Source organism: Paenibacillus sp. FSL R7-0163 (genome assembly GCF_037969975.1).
In the GTDB taxonomy this organism is placed as follows: Bacteria; Bacillota; Bacilli; order Paenibacillales; family Paenibacillaceae; genus Paenibacillus_AQ; species Paenibacillus_AQ odorifer.
The window spans coordinates 1,622,712-1,639,633 of sequence record NZ_CP150224.1; the positions used below are offsets into that span (position 1 = coordinate 1,622,712).

14 protein-coding genes and 1 tRNA gene are annotated in these 16,922 nt (G+C 44.0%); 12 read left to right on the forward strand and 3 right to left on the reverse strand.

Features of this window, described 5'->3' with window-relative positions:
* The first annotated feature begins 72 nt into the window (after positions 1–72).
* The 6 genes from NST45_RS07150 (at position 73) to mglC (ending at position 8,602) form a co-directional block, all read left to right on the forward strand.
* The gene (locus NST45_RS07150) at positions 73–1,725 is read left to right on the forward strand and encodes a response regulator (protein ID WP_036685685.1); all 1,653 of its coding nucleotides are present in this window, start codon (positions 73–75) and stop codon (positions 1,723–1,725) included.
* A gap of 2 nt (positions 1,726–1,727) precedes the next feature.
* On the forward strand, positions 1,728–3,557 hold the full coding sequence (locus NST45_RS07155; RefSeq protein WP_081383399.1) for a sensor histidine kinase: 1,830 nt from the start codon (positions 1,728–1,730) through the stop codon (positions 3,555–3,557).
* Positions 3,554–4,576, forward strand: a complete 1,023-nt coding sequence (locus NST45_RS07160) for a substrate-binding domain-containing protein (protein ID WP_038572394.1) — start codon at positions 3,554–3,556, stop codon at positions 4,574–4,576. Before NST45_RS07155 ends, NST45_RS07160 begins: the two co-directional genes overlap by 4 nt.
* Positions 4,577–4,774: 198 nt before the next feature.
* Positions 4,775–5,845 (forward strand): galactose ABC transporter substrate-binding protein, encoded by a 1,071-nt coding sequence (locus NST45_RS07165; RefSeq protein WP_094903385.1) that lies wholly within the window; start codon positions 4,775–4,777, stop codon positions 5,843–5,845.
* Between the two features lie 146 nt (positions 5,846–5,991).
* Positions 5,992–7,503: a sugar ABC transporter ATP-binding protein gene (locus NST45_RS07170; RefSeq protein ID WP_076141297.1), complete on the forward strand. Its 1,512-nt coding sequence runs from the start codon at positions 5,992–5,994 to the stop codon at positions 7,501–7,503.
* A 91-nt stretch (positions 7,504–7,594) separates the two neighbouring features.
* Entirely contained in the window at positions 7,595–8,602 is a 1,008-nt protein-coding gene (mglC, locus tag NST45_RS07175) for a galactose/methyl galactoside ABC transporter permease MglC (RefSeq protein ID WP_036685697.1), read from the forward strand.
* 337 nt (positions 8,603–8,939) lie between these two features.
* On the opposite strand, the gene NST45_RS07180 is transcribed toward mglC, so the two are convergent.
* Both NST45_RS07180 and NST45_RS07185 read right to left on the reverse strand, forming a co-directional pair.
* Positions 8,940–9,170: a hypothetical protein gene (locus NST45_RS07180; RefSeq protein ID WP_076316387.1), complete on the reverse strand. Its 231-nt coding sequence runs from the start codon at positions 9,168–9,170 to the stop codon at positions 8,940–8,942.
* 280 nt (positions 9,171–9,450) lie between these two features.
* Positions 9,451–9,603: a hypothetical protein gene (locus NST45_RS07185; RefSeq protein WP_155288159.1), complete on the reverse strand. Its 153-nt coding sequence runs from the start codon at positions 9,601–9,603 to the stop codon at positions 9,451–9,453.
* Between the two features lie 298 nt (positions 9,604–9,901).
* On the opposite strand from NST45_RS07185, the gene NST45_RS07190 reads away from it, so the two are divergent.
* The 3 genes from NST45_RS07190 to NST45_RS07200 all read left to right on the forward strand — a co-directional run bounded on the left by NST45_RS07190 (position 9,902) and on the right by NST45_RS07200 (position 13,410).
* Positions 9,902–10,222: a hypothetical protein gene (locus NST45_RS07190; RefSeq protein ID WP_339825245.1), complete on the forward strand. Its 321-nt coding sequence runs from the start codon at positions 9,902–9,904 to the stop codon at positions 10,220–10,222.
* A 193-nt stretch (positions 10,223–10,415) separates the two neighbouring features.
* The gene (locus NST45_RS07195) at positions 10,416–12,389 is read left to right on the forward strand and encodes a WG repeat-containing protein (RefSeq protein ID WP_339825248.1); all 1,974 of its coding nucleotides are present in this window, start codon (positions 10,416–10,418) and stop codon (positions 12,387–12,389) included.
* A 304-nt stretch (positions 12,390–12,693) separates the two neighbouring features.
* Positions 12,694–13,410, forward strand: a complete 717-nt coding sequence (locus NST45_RS07200; RefSeq protein WP_036685704.1) for a CAP domain-containing protein — start codon at positions 12,694–12,696, stop codon at positions 13,408–13,410.
* 133 nt (positions 13,411–13,543) lie between these two features.
* Here the strand turns inward: NST45_RS07200 and NST45_RS07205 are convergent.
* Positions 13,544–13,616, reverse strand: a tRNA-Lys gene (locus NST45_RS07205).
* A 239-nt stretch (positions 13,617–13,855) separates the two neighbouring features.
* Between NST45_RS07205 and NST45_RS07210 the strand changes: the two genes are divergently transcribed.
* The 3 genes from NST45_RS07210 (at position 13,856) to NST45_RS07220 (ending at position 16,760) form a co-directional block, all read left to right on the forward strand.
* Positions 13,856–14,695 (forward strand): GDSL-type esterase/lipase family protein, encoded by an 840-nt coding sequence (locus NST45_RS07210; RefSeq protein ID WP_051491403.1) that lies wholly within the window; start codon positions 13,856–13,858, stop codon positions 14,693–14,695.
* A gap of 102 nt (positions 14,696–14,797) precedes the next feature.
* A complete protein-coding gene (locus tag NST45_RS07215; protein ID WP_036685707.1) occupies positions 14,798–15,778 on the forward strand; it encodes an ABC transporter ATP-binding protein in 981 nt (326 codons plus the stop codon).
* Positions 15,771–16,760 (forward strand): ABC transporter permease, encoded by a 990-nt coding sequence (locus NST45_RS07220; protein ID WP_036685819.1) that lies wholly within the window; start codon positions 15,771–15,773, stop codon positions 16,758–16,760. Before NST45_RS07215 ends, NST45_RS07220 begins: the two co-directional genes overlap by 8 nt.
* Positions 16,761–16,922: the final 162 nt, after the last annotated feature.

Consider the following 16,922-nt stretch of genomic DNA (forward strand, 5'->3'; position numbering starts at 1 on the left):
ATAGATGGATTGGTTTGAATCATATACAATAAAATTTATGACATCTAAAACGTTTCCAAAGAGGGATGAGACATGTATAAGCTAGTTCTTGCTGAAGATGAAGAAGACGTTAGGGAAGGCGTTATCGGGCAGATTGACTGGGAGCGTTACGGATTTGAGATTGTTGAGCAGGCGGAGAATGGACGGGAAGCTGCGGATGCCATAGACCGTTTGCTGCCGGATGTGGTAGTTACCGATATCCAAATGCCTTTTATGAATGGACTTCAGCTGGCTGAATGGATTCGTAGTCATCATCCTAACACTAAGATTATCATTTTGACTGGGTATGATGAATTTGAATATGCTCAGAAGGCGATAAAATTGCAAATTGATGAGTATATTTTGAAACCGTTCTCTTCGCAGGAATTAATTGAAGTATTGCTTAAGGTTAGAGCCACTATCGAGGCTGAAATTGCAGAAAAAGAAAATGTATTTGTACTCAGTGAGCATTACCGGAAAAGTCTGCCTGTGTTAAGGGAGCAATTTTTATCGTCCCTTATTTCGCGTAGATTGCGTACGGATGAAATTGCTGAGAAAAGCTCTGAATATGGCATAAAATTAACGGGACGGTGGTTTCAGGCTTCGGTAATTAGTGTGGATTATATTCGTCCTGAGCGGGAATCGGCTGGGGGTGCAGCAGGCAGGCAAATTTCTTTACGAGACACTGGTGAAAAGAATTTACAGCTATTCGCTGTGCTGAATATTGCTGAAGAAATATGCTCGAAGCATGGTTTTGGAAGGGTGTTTATTCATCGTGATGAGGTCGTATTGCTCACAATCCATGAAGAAGGGGAAGAAACTGATATCACTGGAAAGACTTTTGAGCTTCTTGAAGAAATCCGCCAGAACGTACAGCGTTTTCTGAAGCTGACGGTAACGGCAGGCTCCGGAACGGTCTGTTCATCGCCTGCTTTGTTATTTAATTCATTTGGGGATGCCATGCAGGCATTAGATTATCGGCTTATTCTCGGCAATAACCGGGTGATCTGGATTGAGGACGTTGAGTCACGTTCCAGCACACTGCTAACCTATGATGAACTAACCCAGCAATCCTTAATCCGGACGATTAAACTAGGTACGGTGCAAGAACTTAAAGAGGTTGTTGAGGAGTTATTTGCTGGTCTTGACGCAGAGCAGGTGTCTACACAGGATTATCAGATTTTTTTGCTGGAGATTTTTACATCTATCCTGCGAGTGGCTAAAGAATCCGGCAGTGAGGCTGCAAAGTATATTGGTTCTGGCATTTCGTCGCTAACTGCCATTAATAAATTTAATAGTATGGCCGAAGCCAAGCAATGGATTATTGCAGTCTGTAGCGGTTTAATGGATACGATTGCATTAGAACGTCAATCTTCCTATAAGCTGCTTATTGATGAAGCTAAAGAATATATACGCAGCCACTATGTTGAATCTGATATTTCCATCGGCAAGGTTTGTCAGCATTTACATATAAGTACCGGCTATTTTAGCAGTATTTTTAAGAAGGAAATGAAAATGACATTCGTTAGTTATCTTTTGCAAATTAGGTTAGAGGCAGCCAAGGAACTTTTGCGGTCCACAGAGCTAAAGGCTTTTGAAATCGCAGAAAAAATAGGTTTTGCCGATCCTAACTATTTCAGCTTTTGTTTCCGCAAAAAATATGGCCAATCTCCTAAAGAGTATAAAAACAGCTCCAGAGGAGGGTAAAGATGCTGAAGGATAAACCATATTCCTTTCCTCTAAGACCGCAGCATCCCAAAGGCGGAAAACGTCGGTTGTCCTCCAAGCTCCGAAGCATTCAAGTTACGATTACACTCACTTTTACATCTGTTGCCGTGCTGGTAGCTGTCGTTGTCAGTCTTATGCTGTACAACAAGTTTGCCAAGACCGCAGAAGAGAATGCCAATATGAATATGCAGCAGATCATTGAGCAAGTGAATTACAATCTGGGTCTTTATGTTAAGGGAATGCGCAATATTTTTGAGACAGCGGAGGAGCAGATTACGAATAGCCCTTCCGTGGATTCCGCTTTATTGACGGAAAGAATGGCTATGCTAATGGGGAGCAGAGAGGATCTGGTCTCGGCGGCTGTTTTTACACCACAGGGGAAATATGTCGTGGGTACACCCGGTCAGAAGCTGCGCAGCAACACACAGCTGGAGACTCAGAGCTGGTTTACGACGGCGCAAAGAACATCAGAGCTCTCCTATTCCGCACCTCATATTCAGAATTTATTCAAAGGTCAATATATCTGGGTCGTGTCTATCAGCAAATTAATTCAATATAAGGAGAACGGAGTCTTAAAAACCGGCATCCTGCTGATGGATTTTAACTTTCGAACCATTGATGAGCTGAGCAAGCAGGTTAAGCTTGGCAAAAGAGGATACGCTTACATCCTCGATCAGCTAGGAAATATTGTGTACCATCCCCAGCAGCAGCTGATTTACGCTGGCTTAAAATATGAGAATGTGGAGCCAGTACTGGAATATGCTTTTCGTAGCTATTTGGATGAGTCTACGGGTGAAAAACGTTTTATCACCGTAAGGACACTGGAACAGACAGGCTGGAAGATCGTGGGCGTGGCTTATTACGATGAGATTGTAACCACCAAACGTGATCTAAACACTTTTTTATCCTGGTTTTTAGCGGTAGTCATTTTATGCGTAATTATTGTATCCGTCTTTTTGTCTGCACGTATTGCCCGCCCTATCCGCAAGCTGGAACGGACGCTTCAGCAGGTGGGCGAAGGGGATCTCAACACTCGAATAGATGTCAGCGGGGCGTATGAGGTGGAACAGCTGTCCAAACGGTTTAACCTTATGCTGCAACGTATCCGCCAACTGATGGATCAGATTATTTATGAACAGGAAACCAAACGTAAAGGTGAGCTTGAAGTGCTGCAATCCCAGATCAATCCGCACTTTCTGTACAATACCCTGAATTCTGTGATCCGGCTCGCTGAACGCGGCAAGACTGAGGAGGTAGTCACGATGATTCAGTCCTTATCAAAGTTTTTCCGGATTAGCCTTAGTAAAGGGAATAATATGATTACCGTGCAGGAAGAGCTTGATCATGTTCGTCATTACCTTGTGATTCAGAGCTTTCGGTTCAAAAATAAGTTCCGCTACGAGATCGAGGCTCAGGATGAAGTGCTGCAGTGTCAGACTATTAAGCTAATTTTACAACCTATTGTGGAGAATGCCCTGTATCACGGGATTGAAATGATGCCTGATGAAGGTTTTATTTCGATCCAAGCGGAGCTGAAGGATGATCTTGTCATCATCCGCATTCGTGATAATGGACTGGGTATGTCCGAGGAGACTATGAAGGTTCTTTTAACTGGCGGCAGTAAGAGTATGCATGGCTCCGGGGTAGGCGTTAGAAATGTTAACGAGCGTATTGAGCTGTATTATGGGCGTGATTATGGTCTTTCTTTTGAAAGTGAAATTGAAGAAGGCACTACGGTTACTCTTATCTTCCCGGCACTCGCAGCAGGCGAGGGCAATCCTGGACATGAGGAGGATGAGACATCGGTATGAAAATCGTTCGTTTTTGGCTAACCCTGCTGGTATGTGTGGTGTTATGGACCACGATCACGTCTTGTTTTAATTCGGCACCTAATTATATCAATACGAACAAAACCCGCAATATTCATCTTATTGTGAAAATGAACAAAGGCGACTATTGGAATACAGTTAGATTGGGTGCAGAAGCCGCGGCACAGGAATTTAATGTGAAATTAACGTTCAAAGCTCCGAATGCGGAGAGTGATATTGCGGAACAGGTCAGAATGGTTGAGGACTCCATTAAAGAGAAGGCGGACGTAATTATTTTAGCTGCCAGTAGCTACATGGGACTTGCACAAGTAGTCGATCGGGCGGCATATTCCAAGATTCCCGTATTGTCTGTGGATGCAGAAGTCGGTTCGGCCAGAGTAAGAGCCTATGTGGGTTCAAACGGCTATGAAGCGGGACAAAAGTCTGCAGAAAGACTCATTCAGCTGCTAAATGGATACGGGGAGGTCGGCATCATTAACTTCACAAATTCATCTTTGGGGGCGGAGCAGGAGTCTTCAAACGGCATTGAATATGGTGCAAGAGATGCAGAGGAACGGGAAAAGGGATTTTTAAATTACGCTGCCCGATATCCGAACATACAGGTAGTAGAGATTTCTTATACCACTTCGAGTATTAGTGATGCTGAAGAGCTGACACGGTTAATGCTGCTGAAACATCCAAATCTTCGCGGGATCGCCAGCTTGAATGAGACAGCTTCACAAGGGGCGGCAAAAGCTATCCAGAGCCGAGGGCTGCATAATATTAAAATGGTTGCGTTCGACAGCTCCCCGTCAATGATGGAGTTGCTGCAGGAGGGGACGGTTCAAGCGACCGTAATCCAAAATCCTTTTAGTAACGGGTATTTAGCCGTAAAACATGCCGTTGAGGTAATCGAAGGAATGGATGTTCCTGAACGTGTCGATACGGGCACTAAACTCATTGATTTGGACAATATGCTGTGGCCTGAGAATCAAAAATTGTTATTTCCCTTCGTCAGATAGTGGACGGGTTATTTTTGAAAAGACGAATGCCATCCTTAAAATGGGAGGTATTCGTTTTTTGGGTTCAGTAGAATTTTTATAAAAGTGAGTAGGATTTTATATTCGAAACCGTTTTCACCTAAGGCATAATATTGATGTGCCCGAGAGAATTCGGGGTTAAACCAAAAAAAAGAAGTATAAACAGGAGGTCAATGAATAATGAAAAAAATCACTTCCGTTCTTTTAGCAAGCGCAATACTGGGTGCCGCTCTGGCAGGCTGTGGCAATAGCAACAATAATGCAGACAGTGGTAAAGCTACCAATGCTCCAAAAACTGAAAATGCGGGTTCTTCCACTGAAACGCCAAAAGTAGGGGTAGCCATTTACAAATTTGACGATACCTTCATGACGGGTGTTCGTAACGCAATCGACACTGCTGCCAAAGGCATTGCTACTGTAGATATCGTAGATAGCCAAAATTCTCAACCCACACAAAATGACAAAGTTGACTTGTTCATCACCAAAAAATATAAAGGCATGCTGATCAATCCGGTTGACCGTACTGCGGCTGGCGTTATTATCGAAAAAGCAAAAGCGGCAAATATTCCGGTGGTCTTCCTGAACCGCGAGCCGCTGCCAGAAGATATGAAGAAATGGGATAAGGTTTATTATGTAGGCGCTAAAGCGGAAGAATCCGGAACTATGTCCGGTCAACTGATCGTGGACTACTGGAAGGCACATCCTGAAGCGGATAAAAACGGCGACGGTGTCCTCCAATACGTAATGCTAAAAGGCGAACCGGGGCACCAAGACGCTGAGCTTCGTACTACGTACTCCATCCAAGCAATTGAAGATGCCGGCATCAAGGTAGAAAAGCTGGCTGAAGATACTGCGATGTGGGACCGCGTAAAAGGGCAAGAAAAAATGGCAGCCTTCCTTGGCTCCCATGGTGACAAAATTGAAGCTGTGCTTGCGAACAATGACGATATGGCTCTCGGTGCAATCGAAGCTCTGAAAGCTTCAGGTTACTTCACGGGTGATAAATTTATGCCGGTAGTAGGTGTAGATGCTACTGCTCCTGCGATTCAAGCGCTGCAAGATGGAACGATGCTTGGTACCGTGCTGAATGATGCGAACAACCAAGGTAAAGCTGCGATCACAGTTGCTGCTCTGCTTGCTAAAGGAGAAACACCTACAAAAGATAACGTAGGCTTTGATATCACAGACAACCAATACGTGTGGATTTCCTATAAAAAGATCACCAAAGATAATATCGATGACGCCAAATAATAACGCTCTAATCTAGATGGAATTCATGATCATATAGCAGCAACGGGGAGCGGATATTCGCTCCTCGGATTTCTTTCAGGCAGGGAACAGGATGAAACCGCTGTGCCTCTCATGAAAAAAGAAAAAAGCGTAGGGGGCGTAACAACATGGAAAAAGCTGAGTTTTTGCTAGAAATGAATGACATTACTAAAGAATTCCCCGGCGTCAAAGCGCTGGATGCAGTTAGTTTAAAGGTCAGACCAGGTTCGGTGCATGCCCTTATGGGCGAGAATGGTGCGGGTAAGTCCACTTTAATGAAATGTCTCTTTGGTATTTATTCACCGGATGCCGGTGAGATTTTTTTGGAGGGTGAGAAGACCTCTATCGGAAGCTCAAATGACGCTTTGAAAAATGGGATATCCATGATTCACCAGGAGCTGCATCCCGTGCCGTTCCGAAGTGTGATGGAGAATATCTGGTTAGGACGTTTCCCAACCAAAGGGATTGGACCTTTTCAGTTTATTGATCATAAGAAAATGTACACTGACACGGAGAATTTGTTTAAAGATCTGGATATCGATCTGAATCCCGAGACATTAGTGGGTAAGCTGTCTGTATCCAAAATCCAATCCATTGAAATTGCGAAGGCTGTCTCTTTTCACTCCCGCGTTATTGTAATGGATGAACCTACTTCCTCCCTGACCAGTGTGGAGGTGGAGCATTTATTTCGGATCATACGGGATCTTAGGAGTAGAGGCGTAGCTATTATTTATATATCTCACAAAATGGAAGAGATTCTCGAAATTTCTGACGAGGTTACCATTATGCGGGACGGGAAAAAAATCGGAACCTGGCCAGCGGCGGAATTGACCACAGACCTTATCATTTCCAAAATGGTTGGCCGCGACTTGACCAATCGTTTCCCAGAACGCTTTAACGTACCTGGCGAAGTATATATGAAGGTGGAAGGATTAACCTCCCCTGAAGAAAGATCGTTTAAAGATGTTTCTTTTGAATTAAGACGAGGTGAGGTTTTAGGGATTGGTGGTCTGGTAGGCGCTCAGAGAACAGAGGTTATTGAAGCATTATTCGGCCTGCGGGCTATTAAATCGGGGACGATTTCTATCGATGGTAAGCGCATTCATATCCAATCTCCCAAGGATGCTAAGAAACACGGAATGGCCTTGCTTACCGAGGAACGGCGTGTCACTGGTATTTTTCCAGTCTTGTCTGTTCATGAAAATGGCGCAATCGCTAATCTGCATCGATACCAGAAACTACTACTTTTACTAGATGGAAAAAAGAAAAAAGAAGAAGTCGATAAAATGATTGAAAAATTACGGACCAAAACTCCAACAACCAAAACGCTGATCATGAATCTTTCTGGTGGTAATCAGCAAAAGGTGCTGCTCGCCAGATGGCTTCTAACCGAGCCCGAAATCCTGCTTCTGGACGAGCCGACTCGCGGTATCGACGTAGGGGCTAAATTCGAGATTTATTCGATTATTGCCGACTTGGCGCAGCAAGGGAAAAGCATCATTATGATCTCCTCAGAAATGCCGGAGCTGCTCGGAATGTCTGACCGTGTAATGGTCATGTCGGAAGGTAAGCTTACCGGAATACTAGAAGGCGGGCAAGCTACGGAAACCGAAGTTATGCGGCTCGCTGCACAGCATTAGATAGGATTTCAATGATAGTTTTGCTGGGCGAAACTAGATTGGTTTACGAAGAGAATTACTCTTCGCGTAACTTTAAGGAGGAACACTACTAATGAACGCTAAAAGAGCCCAATCTTTTATTACTCAAAATGCCATTTATATTGTCTTGGTAATTCTGATTATGGGTATTGCCTTATATGAGCCGGCCTTTATCTCTGTAAATACTTTACGGGACATTCTTATTCAATCGTCAACACGGATTATCATCGCGCTTGGTGTTGCCTTCATCCTTATCACAGCTGGGACGGACTTGTCTGCTGGACGTGTGGTTGGTTTTACGGCGGTAATCTCTGCTTCGATGCTGCAAATTCCGGATTATTCCCGGCGGTTTTTTCCTGATCTGCCGCAGGTGCAAGTGTGGCTTCCGATCCTTATAGCTATCATCGCTGGTCTTCTCTGCGGACTCGTCAATGGTATTGTCGTCTCCAAGCTGAACGTCCCGCCGTTTATCGCAACACTGGGTACGATGGTTATCGTCTACGGCTTGAATTCCTTGTACTTTGACATGGATCCGAACCAATCGCAGCCGATTGGCGGTCTGCGTCCAGATTTCACTACAATCGGTTCCGGGTTTATTGGCAAGGGGCAATATTCAATCCCGTATATTGTGCTGATAGCCTTGGGTGTCGCCGCCATCGTATGGGTGGTGTTCAATAAAACCAAGCTGGGTAAGAACATGTACGCTATCGGCGGTAACATACAGGCAGCTAAAGTATCTGGCATCGATGTTTCCAAGAACTTGATCTATATCTATGCCATTGCTGGAGCCCTTTATGGTCTGGCGGGTGTGCTAGAGGCTGCAAGAACAGGTGGCGCAACCAATAACTACGGGAACATGTATGAGCTTGATGCGATTGCTGCTTGTGTAGTGGGCGGGGTGTCTACAACCGGTGGTATCGGAACGGTGCCAGGTGTCCTGGTCGGTGTTATTATCTTTACCTTAATCAACTACGGCCTGACCTTCATTGGCATCAGCCCTTACTATCAGTTGATTATCAAAGGTCTAATCATCATTGCCGCCGTCGCGTTTGATATGCGGAAGTATTCTTCGAAGAAATAGTTGCGTGTTGGATGTATGGTGATCATAGCGTTTGCTATTTATGGCAAACGCTTTTTGGTTTGTCCATTTCGCTTGCTGAGATTAAGCAATTCATAAGAAGCAATTCATAAGAAGCAATTCATAAGATGCAATTCATATGAACCAATTTAAAGTACCAATTCATAAGATGCAATTTAAAAGTACCAATTCATAAAAAGCAATTTAAAAGTACAATTTCACAAGTACCAATTCACAAGTACTTAACGTCGCCCCCTTGCTCCTCGCATAGAAAAACTACGCACGAGCACGAAAACTACCCACCATAACTATGTATGAAAAACTACCCACAAAAACTGGTTTAATTAGTTGGGGATAAACCACTTCCGCTCCCACTAGTACCATTGGCACCACCATCAACTACGCCAATAATATCAATTACACCAATAATATTAATTACACCAATAATGCCACTAGCAGCACTGCTAACTACAGCGCTGCTAACTAAAGTACTACTAACTACGGTACTGCCAACCACAGCACTGTCAACCAAAACACCACTAACTAAAGTACTACCAACTACACACAACACCAAAAATACCCACTAAGATGACACCACGACCAAATAGCGTCAACACCACCAACACACAGATTAACAATGGCTACTACCAACATGAAACAAACACACCACAAAAACTACCCGCGAAAATGTAACCACAACTAAACAGCGCCAGCAACACTAAAATCAACATCAACATCAACATCAACATCAACATTATTTACCACCACAAACTTCAATCAACATTGCCACCCTTGCTCCATCAAATCTAATATTCCACCAATAGGATTTACTCGACCCAATAGTTGCACCTTCACCGCCACGGAACATCTACAGCATCATTACCATCACCAATTAATGTCATCAACACAAACACGGCTATCACACTCCACTCAATATTATCAGCATGAACACAGCAATCACGGCCACAAATCAATATCAGCAGCAATAACACGACCATCGCCATCAGGAGCACCACGAAAACACATCATATTCATCATAGCTCCCCAACAATATCAACAAACTAATATTAGTAACAGAACAGAAGCACCATGAGGCTAAAGAACGGTATAAATCCCGTAGGATTGGCTGAAATGAGCTATGTGGGACGATAGAACGGTAAAAATCCCGTAGAATTGGCTGAAACGAGCTACGTGGGGCGAAAGAACGGTATAAATCCCGTAGAATTGGCTGAACCGAGCTATGTGGGACGAAAGAACGGTATAAATCCCGCAGAATTGACTGAAACGAGCTATGTGAGGCGAATGAACGGTATAAATCCCGTAGAATTGGCTGAAACGAGCTACGTGTGGCGAATGAACGGTAAAAATCCCGCAGAATTGGCTGAAACGAGCTATGTATGGCGAATGAACGGTAAAAATCCCGCAGAACTATCCGACCTGAGCTATGTGTGGCGAATGAACGGTAAAAATCCCGTAGAATTGGCTGAAACGAGCTACGTGAGGCGAATGAAAGGTACAAATCCCGCAGAATTGACTAAAACGAGCGACGTGGGGCGAATGAACGGTAAAAATCCCGCAGAATTGGCTGAAACGAGCTACGTGATGCGAATGAAAGAAAGGTAAAAATCCCGCAGAATTAGCTGAAATGATATACAGAGGAGGAAAGAGAGGCAAAAATGCCCTAGAATACGCCTACCCCCTCTGCGGATTCCCCACCAAAGCTCCTCTCCCCCCAACCCCAAAGATCAAAAAGCACATAAACCAACGTTCTCCCATATTCTATAGGCAAATGCCTTTGTTAAAGGGGAGCGACTGGATGTTAAGGATTAGGTTGAATGAGCTAGGGAAAGGGAATGACAATGGTCTGATACAGGCGGATGTATGGAAATGGGATGGCATTGGCTGGAACGAATATATTACTCAGCAGGATGAGGATTTCATACGCACGGAAGAGGAGTTATTTGTCACGATTCCGGCAGAAGCGGGATTATATCGTGTAGATTACTCTAATAAGCCTTTTGAGGCGCCATACTTATTGCCGGAGTGGGTGGGGGACGATCTGCGGACCACGGGTCTGCATCCGGCGCCGTTTAATCTCAAAGAGGGCACACTTTGGGGATATATTAATGACGAAGGCCGTGTTCAGATTGAACCTCGGTACGAATATGCTGAGGATTTTCAAAAGAACGGTCTTGCCGTAGTTCAGCGAAAAAATAGCAGCGGGCTCATTGACAGCACTGGAAGAGAACGAGTGAAGCCGATCTATTCTTTTATTGCGCCTTTTTCGGAAGAGCGCGCGGTAGTGTCGGATGCCAAGGGGTACACTTTTATTGATGAAAAAGGCAAAGAAGTGACGTCCGCCCGGTATGATTATCTGAACTCATTACATGAGGGGCGTGCACTATTTTCAAAACAAAATACAACCGGTGGCCAATCGCTATATGGATATGTGGACGCGCAAGGTAAAGAGGTGCTGCCCGCGATTTATGTGGATGCCAATGATTTTATGAACGGCGTGGCTTTGGTTAAAATCAAAGAAGGAGAGTATGCGCTCATCGATCCGGCTGGGAACATCCTGCATACTTATAACCATCCTTTTGTAGGAAGTCCGGGAGAAGGTTTACTCGCCTATCAAGCGACTGAAAACGGTAAATATGGCTATTTAAATACGGATGGTTCTGTAGCTATTCAGCCGCAATTCACCTCTGCTTTACCTTTTTCAGAGGGACGTGCGGTGGTGAATACCGCTGAGAATTATGGCAACGCCTACGGGCTGATTGATAAACAAGGGAAAATGATCATCCCGGCAAAATATTATGAAGTATTGCAGCTAGGTGAAGGCAGAGTAGCCATAGGAACCATAGGAACGCCTGTATTCCCCAGCCAGCCTTATCGCGGATCACGTTATGTAATTGCAGATGCGGAAACGGGAGCGGTCCTGAGCAATCACACCCTGCTTGGCGTGAACAATTATCAGGAAGGCTTGGCGTCTGTATTTGATGCTAAAGATACCTATTTTATCGATAGAAGTGGAAAAAAGGCAGCCCAGCCTCCAGTTATTCCAGGTACAGGAACACTCACCCTTAGCGGACGTTTGATAAGAGCAGATGTAGATCAGCGCACATCTTATTATGATCGGCAGGGAAAGCAGGTTTGGCGCCAAAATGGAGTCATTCCGCTGAGACCTCCCTATTCCGTAGTGGAGAAGAAATACAAACCGAACAGGGATTATCTGGTGTATTATCTGGTCGTTGAAGGGATTGCCAGTGCGGAAGTTTCGCGAGAGGTTAACGATAAGCTGCGCAAGCTATCCCTTGCTGAAGACGTTGGGAGTGGAGGGGTTTCCCAGGACTTTAGTTATAATGGTGATTTTTCAGTCTCTTTCTTCCGTAAAAACCTGCTGGTGCTGGAGCTGACCGGATATCGTTTTCCTTTTGGAGCAGCACATGGAATGCCTACCAAAATCTATCCGCATATTAATTTGCGCAGCGGCAGGTTCTATAAGCTGGGAGATTTGTTCAAGCCGGGCAGCAGATATGTGGAGAAGCTCAGTAAAATTGTGGGCAAACAGATCGAGAACGATCCACAATATTCATATGTTTTTCCGGATACGTATAAAGGAATTACCTCGGATCAACCCTTCTTTGTGGATAATGAAGCGTTGTATCTGTATTTCGCACCTTATGAGATCGCTCCGTATTCTGCAGGTTTTCCAACCTTCCGGATTCCTTATGCGGAGATCATGGGATTGATCTCTACGGAGGGCGAGTTCTGGCAGTCGTTTCATTAATTGACAGGTATCCATAGGTTTGCTGAAGTTGCCGTCCTTTCGGGGAGGGCGACTTTTTTTGTGCTTTCTTTCGCGAATAATAGATGAATTGGTATTTTTAGGCAGGAAAACAGCGAAAGAAAGCGAATGTATCTAGGAATCAGAAATCTTACAGTCAAGACTATTATATGTAAAAAATTAGAAGCGCACATTTGAGAGATTTATGCTACAATGACTGAGGAACAAATTACAACTTTGTAACATTTGTAGATGGTCACTCTAGGCACAAGCATATATTACACGCAAGAAAAAAGGAGATGGCAGATTGAAGAACAAGACATTAAAAGCAATCATCGGTGGTAGTGTGGCAGCTGTTATGGCACTTAGTATTTCTCTTCCATTGGAAGCAAATGCGGCATCGAATGAATCGACAGTAACAATAAAAGGCACAAGTTATGAGCAAATATTACAATATTTTAAACAAGCTAATCTTGAGGGATTCCCTTTTTCGAATAGCACAATCGTGGTGACTAAGCCGCAAACTGGAACAGTACCAAACAAAGACAACACGACCACAACTACAACTACAAAACCGGTTACAAAGCCAGCAGACACAACTACTGTAACTAAGCCGACAGATAATACAACTACAACAGGTGCTGTGAGCAATAAAGGAACCTATGTTCAGCAAATCGTAACGCTGGTAAACAAAGAACGTGCAGCAGCTGGTTTGTCACCTGTAGCTGGATTGGACAGCCTGCACAAAGTTGCCGCTACAAAAGCTACGGATATGCGTTCGAATAACTATTTTTCACATACTTCACCTACGTATGGTTCACCATTTGATATGATGAAATCCTTTGGCATCACTTATAAAGCCGCAGGCGAGAACATCGCAATGGGACAAAAAACACCAGAAGAAGTTATGAAGGCATGGATGAATAGTCCAGGTCACCGCGCTAATATTTTGAATGCTAACTTCAATTATATCGGTGTAGGTTATGATAATAATTACTGGGTTCAAGAGTTTATTGGTAAATAATACGAGTAGATGCTTCAGGAAGAAATCGTTCTCCGATGTAAGTCGGGGAGCGGTTTTTTTTGTGTGGTGAAGATCAAAAATGCAACAAAAAAAGAAGCAAGGAACTTGTCCTTACTTCTTCTGTCTAGCTCTATGGGTTATGCAGGGGTCGAACCTGCGACCTGCCGATTAAGAGTCGGCTGCTCTACCAGCTAAGCTAATAACCCGTAATGTCTAAAGAGTCAACGGGAAATATTATATAATGGCATTAATTAAAAAGCCAGTATTTTTTTATTTTCAAAAAAGTCCACACTCGCTCCTCGGCATAAACACTGTAACAGCGGGATTTATTTCTTTGCTAGACATTTGCAAAACTTCTATGGAAGAATTATGTTTATGTAACATAGTTAAGATCTTTGTAAATTGTGGAACAATACATAATAGAACGGCATACGGAGGGATAGCTTTGAAGGATTCGAAATGGACATGGCGCAGCGTCAGCTTGATTTCCATAGTAACAACTATAGTTTTGATGGTTGGTTTAGTTTATGCGGTTAAAGATATTATCTATCCGGTCGGAGAGGTTACCGAGAGCAGCTTGCCTCAGCAAACAGCCGCACCGGTGACGGAGACTGTCAAGCTCCTCAAAATTGTTGCGCTCGGGGATTCGCTTACCAAGGGGACTGGTGATAACACCGGAGAAGGGTTTGTTAAGCGTACGGTTACTGGTTTATCTGCAAAAGGTGTCACAGTAGACTTTTTAGGTAATATGGGGATTAACGGGTTGACTACTGCCGGGCTGTTAAGCAAACTGAACGAAGATGGTGTGGAGTATGCCTTGCGCATGTCGAATGTTGTTTTGCTATCCGTCGGAGGAAATGATCTGTTTAAGGATTCGGATATTCTTGAGAATAATGGGGCGCAGCAAGGAAACACAACTTCATCAACCTCTGAGCAGGAGCTGACTCCAGAGTCTTTATTAGCCGCTCTGCCAGAAGCAGCAGCTAGGCTGGAGAAGATTCTCGATAAAATCTCACAGATCAATCCAAATGCGCAAATTTACTATATGGGGCTGTATAATCCCTTTGGCGATATTCCAGAATTACTGGTACCAGGCAATCAAGCGGTAACGAAGTGGAATAATACGGCAATGGATATTATTAATAAGCATAGCAACATGACCTTGGTTCCTACGTTTGACTTGTTTAACAGACATTTGGACAAGTATCTATCCACCGATCATTTTCATCCTAATGGTGATGGCTATCAGCGAATCGGAGAACGGTTCATACAGGCTGTGCAGTAGTATATAGGTGAGTGTTAAATTTTGCAGTAAGATCATGTAGGTAAATGCCCTTTGAGCAAGTACAAACCGAGAAAATGACAGTCACAAGGAGCTAAATTAAATATGACAAAAGCGAATAGTGAAGACTCCGGCACAGTCGTCTTGTCTGTGGACGGGGTACGTAAAAAAATAGGACGGAAATGGATAATAGATGATGTTACTTTCGATGTGAGAAAAGGGGAGATTTTCGGCTTTCTCGGCCCTAACGGCGCTGGGAAGACGACCACGATCCGCATGCTTGTGGATTTGATTCGTCCTACTGAGGGCAAGATTACAGTATGTGGGTACAATGTGAACCGAAATCCGGAAAAAGCATTGCAATATGTAGGCTCTATCGTTGAGAATCCTGAGGTATATACCTATTTGACCGGGTGGGAGAATTTGCAGCATTTTGCCCGGATGCAGCCTGGTGTAGACAATGAACGTATTAGCGAAGTGGTAGATATTGTTCGATTAGATCAGCGGATACATGATAAGGTAAGTACATACTCGCTTGGGATGAGACAACGATTAGGCATTGCGCAGGCACTGTTGGGACGTCCACGGCTGCTTATTTTGGACGAGCCGACGAATGGACTTGACCCTAAAGGTATTAAGGAGCTGCGAGAATTCATTCGCAAGCTGGCGGATGAAGGGCTGGCGGTGTTCGTATCGAGCCATTTGCTAAGCGAAATTCAACTTCTTTGCGACCGTGTAGCGATAATTAGTAAAGGGCGTGTATTGGCTGTTGGTGCGGTAGATGAGCTGATCGCTCGTAATTCGCCGTATGTACTTTGGGAGCTGGAGCCTTTTGCTGAGGCTCGGGAAATGCTGGCTGATCGTTCAGATATTCAGATTCAAAAACTGGAAGACGTCACATTAGATGACTCAATTATTGCAGGGATGGGCCCCAATTCTTTAATAACGATCATGGATCAGGATCTGATCCCCGAGATTGTGGCCGTAATGGTTACTGCTGAAATCGAGGTGAGGGCTGTGCATAAAATTAATCCGACACTGGAACAGCTATTCTTGAAACTAACGGAGGGTGAGAATGTTGAGTAACTTGCTTCCGCTAATCCGTAATGAGTGCTTGAAGATTATAAAAAAGAAACGGTTTTATGTTATACTGCTGATTCTGATTGTACTGGTGCCTATGTTCACCTATGCACAGATGCGTTCAGCCGAACGGAGCCGGGAGAAGTTTAATTCCGATTGGCGGCTTGAGATCCAGCAGCAGATTATCGATAATCAAAATTCACTGGGAAGTGACCGGATTCCAGAGGAATGGAAGACTTATCGGCGAATATTTGTACAACAGCTTCAGTATTATCTTCACCATGACGTTAATCCGAATGAACCTAGCGGGGTTACCTTTACCCGTGAATTTATGGATAATTCGGTTACATTATTTATTCCGTTGCTTATTATGGCGGTGGCCTCAGATTTGGTCTCGGCCGAAAGGACAACTGGAACTATCAAAATGCTGTTGACTAGGCCGGTCAAGCGCTGGAAGGTGCTTTTTAGCAAAATGACAGCACTGCTAATGTTTGTCTCGCTTATCGTACTTTCCACATTTGCAATCAGCTACTTTATCTCTGGTCTCGCCTTTGGTTTTAAAGGCTTTAACATTCCTGTTTTCACAGGCTTTAAAATAAGTGGTGATTCGCTAGATATGTCTACTGTACATGCAGTGCCTCAGTGGAAATATATGCTTATGCAAGGTGGTTTGATTTGGTTCGTCAGCGTAGTGGTTGCACTGCTCGCATTCATGATCTCGGTGCTTGTTCGCAGTACTGCCGCGAGTATAGTAGTTATGATGGCCGCTCTGATTGCAGGTAGTATACTGACCAATATGGCCTCTGCCTGGACAACAGCGAAATATTTATTTATGGTAAATCTTGGACTGACCAGCTATTTGTCTGGTACTCCCGCCCCCATTGAAGGGATGTCCTTGTCATTTTCCATGGCTGTGCTGGCTGTATGGGGAGCCGCTTCGGTGATCATTTCATTCGCCGTCTTTACGAAAAGGGATATTTTGAATTAGAATGAACAAAGTGACCAAAACGTTTGTTTGCATTTCTTAGAAATATAGGAGAGTATAATTTCACGTTATATTCTATCCTTAGGTTTTTGGCAGTAACGGATACCGTTCTTAACAAAAAGGACGGCCAAGCCGTTTCTTCTTAGTATAGAGAAAAGAAGGAGG

Excerpts from the sequence above, each read along its gene's own strand:
- NST45_RS07150 (WP_036685685.1), top strand. The coding sequence starts at position 73 with ATGTATAAGCTAGTTCTTGCTGAAGATGAAGAAGACGTTAGGGAAGGC.
- NST45_RS07155 (WP_081383399.1), top strand. The coding sequence starts at position 1,728 with ATGCTGAAGGATAAACCATATTCCTTTCCTCTAAGACCGCAGCATCCC.
- NST45_RS07160 (WP_038572394.1), top strand. The coding sequence starts at position 3,554 with ATGAAAATCGTTCGTTTTTGGCTAACCCTGCTGGTATGTGTGGTGTTA.
- NST45_RS07165 (WP_094903385.1), top strand. The coding sequence starts at position 4,775 with ATGAAAAAAATCACTTCCGTTCTTTTAGCAAGCGCAATACTGGGTGCC.
- NST45_RS07170 (WP_076141297.1), top strand. The coding sequence starts at position 5,992 with ATGGAAAAAGCTGAGTTTTTGCTAGAAATGAATGACATTACTAAAGAA.
- mglC (WP_036685697.1), top strand. The coding sequence starts at position 7,595 with ATGAACGCTAAAAGAGCCCAATCTTTTATTACTCAAAATGCCATTTAT.
- NST45_RS07185 (WP_155288159.1), bottom strand. The coding sequence starts at position 9,603 with ATGGCGATGGTCGTGTTATTGCTGCTGATATTGATTTGTGGCCGTGAT.
- NST45_RS07190 (WP_339825245.1), top strand. The coding sequence starts at position 9,902 with ATGAACGGTATAAATCCCGTAGAATTGGCTGAAACGAGCTACGTGTGG.
- NST45_RS07195 (WP_339825248.1), top strand. The coding sequence starts at position 10,416 with ATGTTAAGGATTAGGTTGAATGAGCTAGGGAAAGGGAATGACAATGGT.
- NST45_RS07215 (WP_036685707.1), top strand. The coding sequence starts at position 14,798 with ATGACAAAAGCGAATAGTGAAGACTCCGGCACAGTCGTCTTGTCTGTG.